Annotated in this window: 12 protein-coding genes and 1 pseudogene; 11 read left to right on the top strand and 2 right to left on the bottom strand. The window is 46.7% G+C overall.

From position 1 onward, the window contains the following. Nucleotides 1–9: 9 nt before the first annotated feature. From ACTNA4_RS05210 to ACTNA4_RS05200, 3 genes are all read left to right on the top strand, one after another. Nucleotides 10–519 (top strand): COG2426 family protein, encoded by a 510-nt coding sequence (locus tag ACTNA4_RS05210; RefSeq protein WP_441016089.1) that lies wholly within the window; start codon nt 10–12, stop codon nt 517–519. Nucleotides 520–687: 168 nt separating this feature from the next. Further along, a complete protein-coding gene (locus tag ACTNA4_RS05205) occupies nt 688–3,741 on the top strand; it encodes a glycoside hydrolase family 2 TIM barrel-domain containing protein (RefSeq protein WP_441028895.1) in 3,054 nt (1,017 codons plus the stop codon). A gap of 12 nt (nt 3,742–3,753) precedes the next feature. Next, nucleotides 3,754–4,767, top strand: a complete 1,014-nt coding sequence (locus tag ACTNA4_RS05200) for a M20/M25/M40 family metallo-hydrolase (RefSeq protein WP_441028894.1) — start codon at nt 3,754–3,756, stop codon at nt 4,765–4,767. 66 nt (nt 4,768–4,833) lie between these two features. On the opposite strand, the gene ACTNA4_RS05195 is transcribed toward ACTNA4_RS05200, so the two are convergent. Then, nucleotides 4,834–5,691 (bottom strand): pyridoxamine kinase, encoded by an 858-nt coding sequence (locus ACTNA4_RS05195; RefSeq protein ID WP_441028892.1) that lies wholly within the window; start codon nt 5,689–5,691, stop codon nt 4,834–4,836. A gap of 31 nt (nt 5,692–5,722) precedes the next feature. Beyond that, nucleotides 5,723–6,337, bottom strand: coding sequence for a TetR/AcrR family transcriptional regulator (locus ACTNA4_RS05190; RefSeq protein ID WP_441016062.1), 615 nt, complete (start codon nt 6,335–6,337; stop codon nt 5,723–5,725). A gap of 224 nt (nt 6,338–6,561) precedes the next feature. Between ACTNA4_RS05190 and ACTNA4_RS05185 the strand changes: the two genes are divergently transcribed. The 8 genes and pseudogenes from ACTNA4_RS05185 (at nt 6,562) to xylB (ending at nt 14,588) form a co-directional block, all read left to right on the top strand. Continuing rightward, nucleotides 6,562–6,891: an SCP2 sterol-binding domain-containing protein gene (locus tag ACTNA4_RS05185; protein ID WP_441026247.1), complete on the top strand. Its 330-nt coding sequence runs from the start codon at nt 6,562–6,564 to the stop codon at nt 6,889–6,891. A gap of 37 nt (nt 6,892–6,928) precedes the next feature. Continuing rightward, nucleotides 6,929–7,483, top strand: coding sequence for an alpha/beta hydrolase (locus ACTNA4_RS05180; RefSeq protein ID WP_441028890.1), 555 nt, complete (start codon nt 6,929–6,931; stop codon nt 7,481–7,483). Beyond that, nucleotides 7,450–8,478, top strand: a pseudogene (locus ACTNA4_RS05175) (AMP-binding protein); the annotation flags it as partial. The gene ACTNA4_RS05180 and the pseudogene ACTNA4_RS05175, both read left to right, overlap by 34 nt. A gap of 113 nt (nt 8,479–8,591) precedes the next feature. Next, on the top strand, nt 8,592–9,923 hold the full coding sequence (gene pdxR, locus ACTNA4_RS05170; RefSeq protein ID WP_441016054.1) for a MocR-like pyridoxine biosynthesis transcription factor PdxR: 1,332 nt from the start codon (nt 8,592–8,594) through the stop codon (nt 9,921–9,923). 4 nt (nt 9,924–9,927) lie between these two features. Next, nucleotides 9,928–10,755, top strand: coding sequence for an AraC family transcriptional regulator (locus ACTNA4_RS05165; protein WP_441028888.1), 828 nt, complete (start codon nt 9,928–9,930; stop codon nt 10,753–10,755). 157 nt (nt 10,756–10,912) lie between these two features. Further along, a complete protein-coding gene (locus ACTNA4_RS05160; RefSeq protein WP_441028886.1) occupies nt 10,913–11,536 on the top strand; it encodes a DUF4867 family protein in 624 nt (207 codons plus the stop codon). 57 nt (nt 11,537–11,593) lie between these two features. Next, on the top strand, nt 11,594–13,078 hold the full coding sequence (locus tag ACTNA4_RS05155) for an L-fucose/L-arabinose isomerase family protein (protein ID WP_441028884.1): 1,485 nt from the start codon (nt 11,594–11,596) through the stop codon (nt 13,076–13,078). 37 nt (nt 13,079–13,115) lie between these two features. Next, nucleotides 13,116–14,588: a xylulokinase gene (gene xylB / locus ACTNA4_RS05150; protein ID WP_441028882.1), complete on the top strand. Its 1,473-nt coding sequence runs from the start codon at nt 13,116–13,118 to the stop codon at nt 14,586–14,588. Nucleotides 14,589–14,661 lie beyond the last annotated feature (73 nt).

Genomic DNA, 14,661 nt, shown 5'->3' with positions numbered 1-14,661 from the left:
AGAGAATATATGGTAGAATCTTTAGTACAGTGGTTTGTGACGAAGCTGGGGGGCAAGGCGGCAAAGGAACTGATTGTATTTATTATTTCCATGGTGCCGATTCTGGAACTCAGGGGTGGTCTTCTGGCAGCGGGACCGGCATTTCTGGATATCCCGACCTGGAGGGCGATTCCGATCTGTATCATTGGAAATCTGATACCGATACCTTTTATCCTGCTTTTGATCAGGCCGATCTTTGCGTGGCTGCGCCGGACAAAACTGTTTCGGCCGTTGGTCGAGAAGCTGGAAGCAAAAGCGATGAGTAAAAGCAGTCAGATCGAAAAGTATGAATTCTGGGGGCTTGTGCTCTTTGTGGGAATTCCGCTTCCGGGAACCGGAGCGTGGACGGGATCTCTGATTGCTTCGCTTTTGGGAATCGACTGGAAGAAAGCATTTCTGGCTGTGGTGATCGGAGTGTGCATGGCGACTGTGATCATGTATTTTCTGTCCTATGTGGTGATTGGCGGAATATTTGGGTAAGGAAGAATAGAAGTTAGTGAAGGGAGACAATCCGTAAGGACTGTCTCCTTTTATGTAGCCATGCATATGAGAAACTGATCCAGTGGGCCAGATTCTCAGAAGAATATTGATAAGTGCCTGGTAAAATGGTAATCTGAACTTATAACAGTTAACAGGAGGAAAAGAAAAGTGTCAAGGAAAAAGAAACGTTGGGAGAATGAGGAACTTCTTCATATTGGAAGACGGGAGAGCCATTCGGATTTTCACAGGAGCGACCGGATTTCCCCCAGATTCTCTTTAGACGGTGAATGGAAATTTCTTTATCTGAAAGCGCCGGAGTATTCCCCGGAAGGGTTCTGCGATAAATACTTTGACGACGCGGCATGGGAGGACATACCAGTTCCTTCATGCTGGCAGATGCAAGGGTTCGGGCAGCCTCATTATACAGATGTATGGTATCTCTTTCCGATCAACCCTCCGTTTGTAGCGTCCGAAAATCCAACAGGTATTTATAGAAAGACGATTGAAATACCGGATGAATGGAAAAGTGGGAGAAAGATCCTTCGTTTTGAAGGAGTCGGAAGTGCGTTCGATGTATGGATAAACGGAACTCATGTTGGATACAGTAAAGTCAGTCATCTGGCGTCGGAATTTGATGTCACCGGATGTCTTCAGTTGGGAGAAAATCAGATTACGGTACGCGTATATCAGTGGTCGGACGGAACGTATCTGGAATGTCAGGATATGTGGTGGTTCAGTGGAATATTCCGCAGTGTCTCATTAAGGAATGAACCGGAGTGTTCCGTGCTGGATTATGTTGTGGAAGCAACGTTGGATGATTCGTACAGAAATGGGATTCTGATCCAGACGATCCAGGCATCTGCTGATGCGGATCAGGTGGAATGGGAACTTCGGGATTCGTGTGGAAATCAGGTTTCTTCCGGAAAAATCCGGTTAGAAAATGGCAGTGCTACGGCAAAAACGGAAATCGGAAAGGTGAATCCATGGAGTGCGGAATTGCCGGAGCTTTATACGGTCATTATGAAACTGTGGAAGCAGGGCGAAATGATGGATGAGATTACTGTGCAGACAGGGTTCAGAAGAATAGAAGTGAAGGGTGAGAATTTTACCGTAAATGGACAGCCGATTCTTCTAAACGGTGTCAACCTGCATGATTTCAGCCCTTCCGGCGGAGCTACCGTGGATCCGGATATCGTGGAACAGGATCTCAGAATGATGAAACAGCATAATATCAATGCGATCCGCTGCTCGCATTATCCTAAAATGCCGTATTTCTATGATTTGTGTGACCGGTACGGATTTTATGTGATTGATGAAGCAGATATGGAGACCCATGGATTTGAGTGGATTCAGAGATATGAATGGCTGAATAATCTGCCGAGCTGGAAAGATGCTTATTGTGACCGCAGTGTGAGGATGGTGAAAGAACACCGTAATCATCCCTGCATTATCATGTGGTCTTTGGGAAATGAATCATCGACAGGAGATAATTTTACTGCTGTAGCAGAGGCGATCCGGGAATTGGACTGTTCGAGGCTGATTCATTATGAGGGGGATTACGAGGCGGACATTACAGATGTTTATTCGACCATGTATACCAGACTGGATGGAATGAAGCGGATCGGTGAGAACAATGACGGACATGGAAAACCGCATATTCTTTGCGAATATGGACACGCAATGGGAAATGGGCCGGGGAATCTGGAAGAATATCAGGAATTATTCCATACATACAAGCGGCTTCAGGGTGGATTTATCTGGGAGTGGTACGATCATGGAATCGAGCATAAAGACGATGAAGGAAATATGACGTATTACTATGGAGGCGATTTCGGCGATGAACCGAACAACTCGAATTTCTGTATGGACGGTCTGTTAAGACCGGACAGAGTACCTTCCACGGGACTGATTCATTATAAACAGGTGATTGCCCCGGTAAAAGCGGAGGAAGTGGATCTTGAAAAGGGAAGAATACGGATTTCCAATCTATATTATTTCCGCACGCTGGAGCATCTGTCCATGAAGTATGAACTTGCCTGTGATGATCAGGTGATTCAGACGGGGATCGTTCATAAGATTGAGGTAGAAGCGCAGAAATCTGAGATTTATGAAATTCCGGTTCATGTTGATAATATGATTCCGGAGACGGATTACTATCTGAATATCTCGTTTCTCTATAATCAGGATACGCTTTTTGGAAAAGAAGGGGACGAAGTGGCAAAGGCGCAGTTCCGGCTTCCGATTTACAAGACTTATGGAATGGTGGCTCAAATAGACGCGGAGACGAAAGAACTGCAGGTACTGGAAAATGATGTGAGGGCAGAGATTTCGGGAAGGCATGTCAGAGTTGTATTTGATAAGGTAAACGGCAGGCTTCTAACCTATGAAATGGACGGAAAATGCTGGATTACGGAAGGTCCGTCTCTGAATCTTAATCGTGCAACGATCGATAATGATATGTATAAAGTTGAAGACTGGCAAAATAAGTATTTTCTGCACAAACAGCAGGAACAGCTGGAAGAATTTGAAATCCATAAAAAGTCAGATTATGTGGAAGTGCGGGTACGTACGCATTTCTCACCGCTTAGTATGGCGTTTGGCTTTAAGGGACACTATATTTACCGGATCTATGCCGACGGAAAAATGGAACTGGAACTGGACATCAAAGGGTTCAAATACAGCAAATTTGTTCCGAATTTTATTCCGCGGATTGGAATTGAGATGAAGATGCCACAGGAAATGAAGAGAGTGGAATGGTATGGGCTGGGGCCGGATGAAAATTACAGTGACATGAAAGCTGCGTCTATAATGGGTGTATACAGAAGCACAGTGGATGAGATGCATGTCGAATATGCGATGCCCCAGGAGAACGGCCATCGGGAACGTGTGAGATGGCTTGCGGTCGGAAATGAGAGGAAAAGTCTTCTGATCAGTTCCCGAAATGAGGTGGGAATGGATGTCCACGATTATACCATTGAGGCGCTTGAAAAAGCAAGGCATGTCCGAGAAATCCGGCGCTGCGATGAGATCATTGTACATCTGGATGCGAAACACTCGGGCGTGGGCAGCAATTCCTGCGGAGAGGAACAGACTTATGCAAATAAAACCCGGCTGAATGATTATTCTATGAAACTGACGTTTCAGGCTGCAGAGAATGAGAGCCTGATTCAGAAAAGTAAGAACGTTCTGGCATGGAATCGGTTATATACACAAACTAGTTAGGAGCAAAGGAAAATGAATGAGCAATTTTTAAATGAGATACTGAACCAGGTTTCTGTATCCGGCTATGAGGAACCGGTGCAGGAGGTTGTGAAAACCTATATGGAACATACGGCAGACGAGATCCGTGAGGATGAAATGGGGAATCTGATCTGTATTCTGAATCCGGAAAGTGAGAGACGGATCATGCTTTCTGCCCATGCGGACGAAATCGGCGTGATGGTTTCCAATATCACAGAGAATGGACGGCTGCAGGTGGTTGACCGTGGGGGAATCATCGCCGGAACCTATCCGGGGCAGCAGATCAAGGTCCATATGCCGGACCAAGATGTATACGGAGTTGTGGAGGGACGAAGAGAGCTTTTCAGAAACAGTGATCTGAAAGCGACAGATTTTCTGATTGATATCGGGGCCGATTCAAAGGAGGAGGCGCTTAAGAAGGTTGCGCTCGGCGCACCGGTCGTGCCGGATACCCATATCCGTTCCATGATGAATGGAAGATTCACGGCGCGTGCGCTGGATGACCGCCTTGGGGTGTTCATTATTATGGAAGCATTGAAACGGGCGAAAGAAAAAGGGTGCAAAGCAGGTGTCTATGCGGCATCGACGGTCGGAGAGGAAACGACGAAAAGCGGCGCATATTGGACAAGCGCACGTATCAAGCCGCATTTGGCCATTGTGGTGGATGTGACTTACTGCAGTGATTACAGTGGAATGAATCCGGCCGAGACGGGGACAGTGGAACTGGGAAAAGGACCGGTACTCTGCAACAGCCCGATTGTTGTGAAAAAACTGAATCAGAAAATGGAAGCGTGTGCCCAAAAGGCGGGGATTCCGGTTCAGAGAGAAGCAGCGAGCCGTCTTACCTGTACAGACGGGGACAAGATTCATTTCTCAAATGAGGGCGTGCCGATGGTCCTTGTATCGATCCCGCTGCGTTACATGCATACACCGGCGGAAGTAGCGGATGAAAAAGATGTAGAAGGATGCATCGAACTGATCGCGGAATTTCTGACAGAAATGGAATAGAATATAATATAATTAAATAAGATGGCAGAGCCTGAAGTTAATGGGACTCTGCCATCTTTTTAAGTTCTATTGATCCAGCAAAAGCGGAAGAAATGGTTCGAAATTGATTCCGTCATTTCGCGGAACGCCTTCCGCAGCCGTCTCGGTCAGTGCTTCCTCCAGAAAACGAACGGCCCGTGATACCCCGCAGTATGCGCTGCTTCCGCGCACCATATCGGCGCAGACGACGGAGGCAAGGAGATCGCCGGTTCCAGAGTAGCTTCCGCCGTGAATCTCAGAGGAGACACTTTGGCAGCCGTCGGAGGAGACAATCAAGTTGTAGTATTTCGGAGCAGAATCTTCTGCTGCTTTGTGAATGATCCCAGTGATGATTACAGTGCTTATCCGGGATTTTAAAAGCGGTTTTGCCATCATTTCGATGCGTCTCAGGTAATCAGGTTCCCCTGTATGAGAGAAAATTGCATCATAATCGGCATCGGCAAGAAGACAGCATTCAGTCAGATTCGGAGTAATGACATCAGCATGGAGTGCCAGCCTGCGCATCTGTTCACGGAGTGCAGGTGTGTACATATCAAAAACCTTTCCCATATCTCCCATGACGGGGTCCACAAAAAGCAAGGTATTCTCTTTGCGGAATACTTCGTTGAAATGCAGGATCTTCTCAACCTGAGCTTCACTTCCGAGAAAACCGGTATAAATTCCGTCCAGTGTGAGGCCCCGTTTCTGCCATTCTTCTGTGAAAAAATCAATTTTGTCCGTAAAGTCATCATAATAATAGCTTTCGTATCCGGTCTGATTCGTCAGAACAGCGGTGGGTACCGGGCATGCCTGTACGCCCATCACCGAGATGACCGGAATCGCCGCGGTCAGAGAACATTTACCAAGACCGGACAGATCCTGGATGACTGCCACTTTTTTAACCATATCTCAAACATTCCTTCCTGAAACAGTATCTCTAGAAAACAGTAAGAAAATTCAGGGAACCGGGCGGGTTCTCCGTCCCTTTTTCAAGAAGGGAAATGAGCCCGCGGATGGTATCCTCGATTTCCTCCTCAGTGGACGGGATCAGCGTATTATCCAACTTGACGGTGAGAACAATGAGGGCGATCTCTGCAAGAGCTGCCGGCTGGTCAAAGTGAATATCACCGTTTTCGATTCCCTGCCGGATGATCTCGGTCAGTTCCGGTTTGAGTTCGGAAATCAGGTGTTTCATATATTTCTGATGGAGAAAGGATTCTCCCTTCGCATCCGTCTCCAATGTGCCGGACGGATGGTAGCGAAATGCTGAGGAAGAATTCCTGCATGCCTGGAAGATCATGGCCATACGCGTGAATGAAGAAATATCGGTCTGGCGCGAGAGTGTCTTTGCAGTCTGGATCGGTGATTCGTAATTGCGTTTTACGAGGGCGTCCAGTATGGCATCTTTGGATGGAAAATAATAGTAGATGCTTCCTTTTCCGATTCCGGCCGTCTGTGCAATTTCACTAACAGATATGTTCTGAAGTGTTTTGTGCTCTAGAAGGGACTGCAGAGCATCTAATATTTTGTCATATTTTGTGGAATTACGCATGTTTCCCTCCGAAAATTGTGATTTTTTGTCGATAGCGAACAGTAATTTTATTCAGTATAACATTATAAAGTCCCGGTTACAACCGAAAAAACACACAGAAATCGGGAAGAAGGACAGATTTTTTGTGACAATTCATGAATTGACCCATGGTCGAAAGCATAGTATGATGAATGAAAAATAAATCGACTCATGGTCGAAAATCAACCCAGAGGGAGAATATGGAAATGACTTATGCAGATATTTTTTCAGAATTAAAAAGAAGATTTATGGAAGCGGATGTGAGTGATATTCAGGAACATCTGGCTTATCAGTTTAATATCATTGGTGAAGGATCCGGTATATTTTATGTGGAAGTGAAAGAGGGGAAACTGTCTGTAGAACCATATGAATATTATGACAGAGATGCCATGTTTACCTGCAGCGGAGAGACTTTGATGAAGATTGCAGACGGAAAGATGGATCCGATCATGGCCGTGACGCTTCAGAAAATGAAGGTAGAAGGAAATATTGACAAGGCGCTTTGTTTCAAACAGCTGATTGACAGCAGAAAATAGAAGGAAGCTCTGGGATTTGAATAAGGAGAAGAACAGTATGAGATTTTGGAAAGCAGCTGCGCTTCTGACAGGAACACTTACTTTGGCAGAAGCAGGAGGAACGGCCTATTTCTACAGAAGAACAATGATAAGAAATAATGCAGACATGAAGAGAACCATGAAGATGGCAGGCACGGACTGGAATCAGTACATGGATATCATTCAGGACAGGAAAGAGAAACTTGTTGCGAATCCGCATCAGGATCTGTATCTGACATCTGACGACGGATTGAAACTTCATGGCACCTGGTTTCCCAATCAGGATGCGAAGAAAATTGTCATCTGTTTCCACGGATATACCAGTCAGGGGATGAACGATTTCGTCGGGCTGTCGGATTATTATCTGAGAAATGGTTTCGCAATGCTTCTGGTTGATGAGAGAGCACATGGTATGAGTGAAGGGGAACAGATCGGATTTGGGTGTCTGGACCGGCACGATGCGATGGGCTGGATCAGAAAGGTGATCGAAATCTGCGGCGAAGATGTGGAAATTCTGCTCCACGGTATTTCCATGGGCGGAATGAGATCCGCGCAGATGTGGCGGCAATTGTAAAAGATAGATGTCCGAAGTTGAAAACCCTGATTTCCATGCAGAAAACGGAACAGGATGAACAGGCATATTCGTTCTGGCAGCTTCTTGAAAAGCAGGAGGCTGGATATTCGTATGAACCGGAACCGGATCAGCTTTGTACGATTATGTTTACCTCCGGTACGACCGGAAAAAGTAAAGGTGTCATGCTGACCCACCGGAATCTGGCGGAGAATGCGACTTGCCTGGATATGAAGATCCCGCCCCGTATAACGATCCTTTCTGTTCTGCCGATTCATCATGCGTATTGCCTCAGTATGGACATTCTCAAAGGTATTTCACTGGGCAGTATCATTTGTATCAATGACTCGCTGCTTCGTGTGGCAAAGAATATCCGTCTGTTCCAGCCGGATATGATCGATCTGTTTGAATCCTATGGGATCACGATCCTGCAGGGATATGGTATGACGGAGTGTGCACCGGTCATCAGCACGAATGTGAGCTGGGATATCCGGAAAAATTCGGTTGGAAAGCTTCTGCCGAACTGTGAGGCGAAGGTGGTAGACAAAGAACTCTGGGTCCGCGGCAGCAGTGTGATGCAGGGATACTATCATATGCCGGAAGAAACAAAGGAGACGCTGGTGGACGGCTGGCTCAGAACCGGAGATCTGGGATATGTAGATGAAGACGGCTTTGTCTATCTGACCGGTCGGAAGAAGAATCTGATCATTACGAAAAACGGAGAGAATGTGTCTCCGGAAGAACTGGAGAACAAGATTGGTGAGGCCCGCCTTGTACAGGAAAATCTGGTTCGTGAAAAAGAAGGCGTGATCGAGACGGAGATATTCCCGGATCTGGATTATGTGAAAAAGAAACGGATCAAAAATGTGGAAGAAGAACTTCAGAAAGTGATCGATGCTTATAATCAGGAAGCACCGGCGTATAAAAGAGTGTACAAACTGAAGGTCAGAGAGCGGGAGTTTGAGAAAACGCCTTCTAAGAAAATTAAACGGTATTAAATCGGGCGTTGAGCGCCTGGTCAGGATATGGTATGATAAAAAGAGGATTGCAGGTGCAGTCCTCTTTGTTTCAGCTATATATATTTCTGATAAAAGCACGGGAGGTGGCAGAGATGTCTACAGCACTGGAAAACCAGGATATTCCGCGGTATCTGCGCGTGTATCATTATTATAAAGAACTGATCCTGAGCGGAAAGCTGGCACCGGATACGAAGCTTCCGTCGATCCGGAAGGGGGCGATCCAGCTTCAGATCAGCCGCACGACGCTGGAGAACGCTTATCTGCTCCTTGCCGCCGAGGGATACATTCTCTCCAAACCGCAGAGTGGGTATTATGTCACAGACATTGCGGTGCAGAAGAAAAAGCCGTCGGACATCGGAGAGGTGCGAAAAAGCAGGAAGAAACAGGAAATACAGTACGATTTCGTGACCTCGAACGTGGATCGGGAGAGTTTCCGGTTTGAACTCTGGAGACGTTATATGAAGAGCGCGCTGCGTCAGGATACAAAACTTCTGACTTATGGCGAACCGCAGGGAGAGCAGGAATTCCGGGAAGTGCTCAGTTCTTACCTTCACAAGGTGCGGGGAGTGATCTGTTCGCCGGAACAGATTGTGATCGGGGCAGGTGTGCAGAGCCTTTTGCATATTCTCTGTCCGATGATCTGGGAGCGGAAGACGGCTGCATTTTATAATCCGGAGTTTGTGCAGGGACGCGCGATCTTTGAAGATTACGGATTTACATTTGCAGAAAACTACAAGGAAGAGGGCTGCAAAGTATATTATCTTTCGCCGTCACAGATGACGAAGTGGGGAGGTATGATGACGGTTTCCGAACGACTTGCGCTGATCGGGGAAGCTGAGGAGAGGGATCTGCTGATCATAGAAGATGATTATAACAGTGAGTTCCGCTATTTCCAGAGGCCGACTCCGTCCCTTCAGGGACTGGCAGGCGGAAGAGGTGTGGTGTATCTGGGGACCTTTTCCAAAATGCTGCTTCCGTCCATTCGAATGAGTTTCATGGTGCTTCCGCCGGAACTTCTGGAAAGCTATGATGCACGAAAGGACCGTTATAACCAGACGGCATCCAAGGCAGAACAGATCGCACTGACACAGTTTATCCGCGACGGGCATCTTGCCGGGCAGATCCGGAAATCCCGGAAAATACATATGGCAAAGGCAGGACAACTGGCAGCTACGGTGGAACAGGTTCTCGGAAGGAAGGCAAAAGTCAGGATCGGCGACTCGGGTTTCCATGTCTATGTGGAGCTTGATACGAAATTACCCGCCGGGGAAATTGCGGAAAAGGCGAAGGAGAAAGGGCTGCTTCTTTCACCGGTGCCTGCTGATAACAGGGAGTCAAAATGTACGATCATGATGAATTGTGCAGGTGTGCCGGTGGATAAATACCATGCGGCGATGAAGCTGCTGGAAGAATGTGTGGGGTGAAGAAATGGAAGTGACACATGAACTGATCGTGCCGAATGAGGACCTGCCCTTTAAAATGTTTTTATTTGAGGGCAAAAACGGGAATTATTTCCGGGATAAACACTGGCACCGGTCGGTTGAGATCTTTGCGGTGTTTGACGGAAATCTGGAATTCTATATTGATGAAAAAAAGACGGTTCTTGCCGCCGGAGAATTTGTGATCGTGAATTCCAATGAGATTCATTCTATCGTGGCCAGAGAGCCGAATCAGACTGTGGTACTGCAGATGCCGCTTGGCACATTCGAAGCCTATTATACGGATGAGCAGTTTATCTGTTTTACACATAGTGACCGGGGCCAGGATGCATTTGTCATGCAGCTTGTCCGCGATATGTTCGTTACATATCAGGAAAAAAAGACGGGCTATGAACTGAAAGTGCAGAGCTTATATTATATGCTGATCTATCTTATGGTCACCCGTTACCGTAAACTTGAGGTGAGTGAGGAGATCGTCAGATCCCGCAGAAATCTGGGGCGTCTGTCAGAGATCATCAGTTATATTAAGGAGAATTATACCTCTGAGATTTCACTGGAAAAGCTTTCGGAGGTGTTTGGATATTCACCGACGTATCTGTCCCGGATGTTCCGGAAATATGCACATATGAATTATAAATCCTATCTGCAGAGCGTCCGGCTGGAGTACGCATACAGAGAGCTGATGAATACTTCAAACAGCATAGGAGAAATAGCAGAGCACCATGGATTTACGGACGCAAGAGCATTTACAAGAGCTTTTAAAACGAAATACGGAATGCTGCCAAGTGATTATAAAAAGACAAAAAAATGCAGTTAAATGGACAAGTTTTCGGTAGCGGAGAAAACGCTGGAAATGCTATATTATACCTAACGATAAGAATTCTGGACAGCGTCAATCTGTAAACTATTCGGGGATAAAAAATGGAATGTGAAACCTTTGTTTTACAGGTATTCAGACAAAAGGAGAGAGGATTATGAAAATTAAAAATGTAACAGACAAAGAATTTGCACAGTATGGACGTATTCTCAATGACTACTATGAATTCGGAGGAATTATGGAAATGATGGAACAGTATCCGGTTCCGGACGATGTAGTCTATGTGCCTTCTGTGGAACAGCTTGAAACCGGAAGGACGGCCATTAACCTCAGAATGCGCATGTTCGGTGAACTCCCGATTCAGATCGGGTACTGCATCGGTAAGAATACCAAATTGAATGCGTTGGAGTATCACAGAAGTTCAGAAGTCGATATCGCGGTCACTGATATGATCCTGCTTTTGGGAAGACAGCAGGATATTCAGAATATGGTTACATATGACACAGCAAATGTGGAAGCGTTCTTTGTGCCGGCAGGAACCGGAGTGGAACTTTATGCGACAACGCTCCACTATGCACCGTGCAGCACGGACGAGAATGGGTTCAAATGCGTCGTTGTACTGCCGGAAGGAACTAACACAGATCTTATGATCTGCCACACCAAGTCCTATGATGACAAGCTCCTTTTCGCAAAGAATAAATGGCTTCTGGCTCATGAAGAGGCCGGAATCGAAGGAGGATTTATCGGACTTACCGGAGAGAATATTGATCTTTCCAAATAGGAAGTAAAGACACGTGATTGGGAACTGATTTGAATGAATGAACAGGAGGAATGAATCATGAACAACATGCCAGAAGTGAAAATCGGAATCGTTGCAGTCAGCCGTGACTGTTTTCCGGAGAGCCTTTCCGTAACAAGAAGAGAAGCCCTTGTAAATGCATACAAAGCAAAATACGGGGATAACGATATTTACGAATGTCCGGTCTGTATCGTAGAGAGTGAGATTCACATGGTACAGGCGCTGGAAGACATCAAAAAGGCCGGATGTAATGCGCTGGTCGTTTATCTTGGAAATTTCGGACCGGAGATCTCAGAGACGCTCCTTGCAAAACATTTTGACGGACCGAAGATGTTCGTGGCAGCGGCAGAAGAGACAGGTAATAATCTGATTCAGGGACGCGGGGACGCATACTGCGGTATGCTGAATGCAAGCTACAACCTGAAGCTCCGTAACATCAAGGCATATATCCCGGAATATCCGGTGGGAACTGCCGGGGAATGTGCGGATATGATCCATGAGTTTGTACCGATCGCACGTGCAATCATCGGCCTGAATGATCTGAAGATCATCAGCTTCGGACCGAGACCGCTTAATTTCCTGGCCTGCAATGCTCCGATCAAGCAGCTTTATAATATCGGAGTTGAGATTGAAGAGAACTCCGAACTGGATTTATTTGAAGCATATAACAAGCATGCAGGTGATGAGAGGATCCCTGCTGTTGTGAAAGAGATGGAAGAAGAACTCGGCACCGGCAATAAAAAACCGGAAATCCTGCAGAAACTTGCACAGTATGAACTGACATTGAAGGACTGGGTGGAAGCACACAGAGGATACAGAAAATACGTTGCGATCGCAGGAAAATGCTGGCCTGCTTTCCAGACGCAGTTCGGATTTGTTCCATGCTATGTGAACAGCCGTCTGACGGCGCAGGGAATTCCGGTATCCTGTGAAGTGGATATTTACGGAGCGCTCAGCGAATTTATCGGAACGGTCATCAGTCAGGATGCGGTTACCCTGCTTGATATCAACAATTCCGTACCGGCTGATCTTTATGAAGAAGATATCAAAGGAAAATACGACTATACACAGAAAGATACATTTATGGGATTCCACTGCGGCAACACCGCATCTTCCAAGCTTTCTTTCTGCGAAATGAAATACCAGATGATCATGGCAAGAGCACTTCCGGAAGAAGTGACACAGGGAACGCTGGAAGGCGATATCGTGCCTGGTGACATTACATTCTTCAGACTGCAGAGCACTGCCGACAACATTCTTCGCGCATACATTGCACAGGGCGAAGTACTTCCGGTAGCGACCCGTTCCTTTGGTTCCATCGGCATCTTCGCGATCCCGGAGATGGGACGTTTCTACCGTCATGTACTGATCGAGAAGAATTTCCCGCACCATGGAGCGGTTGCGTTCGGACATTATGGAAAAGCACTGTTCGAAGTGTTCAAATACATCGGTGTGCCGGTCGAGGAAATCGGTTATAATCAGCCGAAGGGTGTAAGATACCCTACTGAGAATCCATGGGCGTAAGAATTATTCGGATCTGCAGGTAAATGGAGGAAAAAACATGCTGTATATTGGAGTAGATTTGGGAACGTCAGCGGTGAAGCTGCTGCTCATGGACGAAAAAGGTAAGATAAAAAGAATTGTATCGAAGGAATATCCTCTGGAATTTCCGCATCCGGGATGGTCTGAGCAGCATCCTGAGGACTGGTATGAGAGATCTGCGGAAGGAATCCGGGAACTTGTGGACGGGTTCGATAAAGAGCAGGTTGCAGGCATCAGCTTTGGAGGTCAGATGCATGGTCTCGTCATTCTGGACGAGAACGATGAGGTCATCCGCCCTGCCATTTTGTGGAATGACGGAAGAACGACAAAAGAGACAGATTATCTGAACCAGGTAATCGGAAAAGACAAGTTATCGGAATACACGGCCAATATTGCATTTACCGGATTCACTGCCCCGAAGATACTCTGGGTAAAAGAAAAGGAGCCGGAGAATTTCGCAAGAATAAAGAAGATCATGCTTCCGAAGGATTATCTCGCTTACCGGCTTTCCGGAAGCTTCTGCACGGATTATTCCGATGCGTCCGGAATGCTTCTCATGGATGTGAAGAACAAGTGCTGGTCTAAGGAAATGTTGAAGATCTGTGGTATTACAGAAGAACAGCTCCCGAAGCTTTATGAGAGTTATGAAGTGGTTGGAAATCTGACACCAGAAGCAGCCCGGGAACTGGGACTGCACGAGCAGGTGAAGGTGATCGCAGGAGCCGGAGACAATGCGGCGGCGGCAGTCGGAACGGGAACCGTAGGCAATGAGAAATGTAATATTTCCCTCGGGACTTCCGGAACGATCTTCATTTCCAGCGGAAGATTCGGCGTAGACAAACACAATGCATTGCATTCCTTTGCTCATGCAGACGGACACTATCATCTGATGGGATGTATGCTCAGCGCTGCGTCCTGCAATAAATGGTGGTCCGAAGAGATCCTGGGGACGACGGATTATGCGGCGGAACAGAAACAGATCACGAAGCTGGGAGAGAATCATGTATATTATCTTCCGTATCTGATGGGAGAGCGTTCTCCGCATAACGATCCGTTTGCAAGAGCGACCTTCATCGGAATGACGATGGATACCTCCAGATCGGATATGACACAGGCCGTTCTGGAGGGCGTGGCATTTGCACTCAGAGATTCCCTCGAAGTGGCGAGAAGTCTCGGCATCCGCCCGGAATGCACCAGAATCTGCGGTGGGGGAGCCAAAAGTCCGCTGTGGAGAGCGATGATTGCCAATATTATGAACCTGACGGTGGAAGTGATCGAAAGCGAAGAAGGTCCTGCACTTGGAGGAGCGATCCTTGCCGCGGTTGGCTGCGGCGAATATCCGGATGTGGAGACGGCCGCAAAGAAATTGGTGAAAGTGAAAAAGATTATTGAACCGGAAAGAGAACTGGTCAGAAAATATGAAGTACAATATCAGAAATTCCGCAAAATTTATCCGGCAGTCAAAGAACTTTTTCGTGATATTTCGGAATAATTTATAAAAAGGTCCACTGGACCTTTTTTTGATTTTTCGGCACCGTTGACATGAAAGTTGAAACCCCGTATAA

It is taken from the genome of Bariatricus sp. HCP28S3_A7 (genome assembly GCF_052066375.1).
Lineage (GTDB): Bacteria > Bacillota > Clostridia > Lachnospirales > Lachnospiraceae > Allocoprococcus.
Note: the sequence above shows the minus strand (reverse complement) of the source record. Positions and strands in the feature narration are given on the sequence as shown.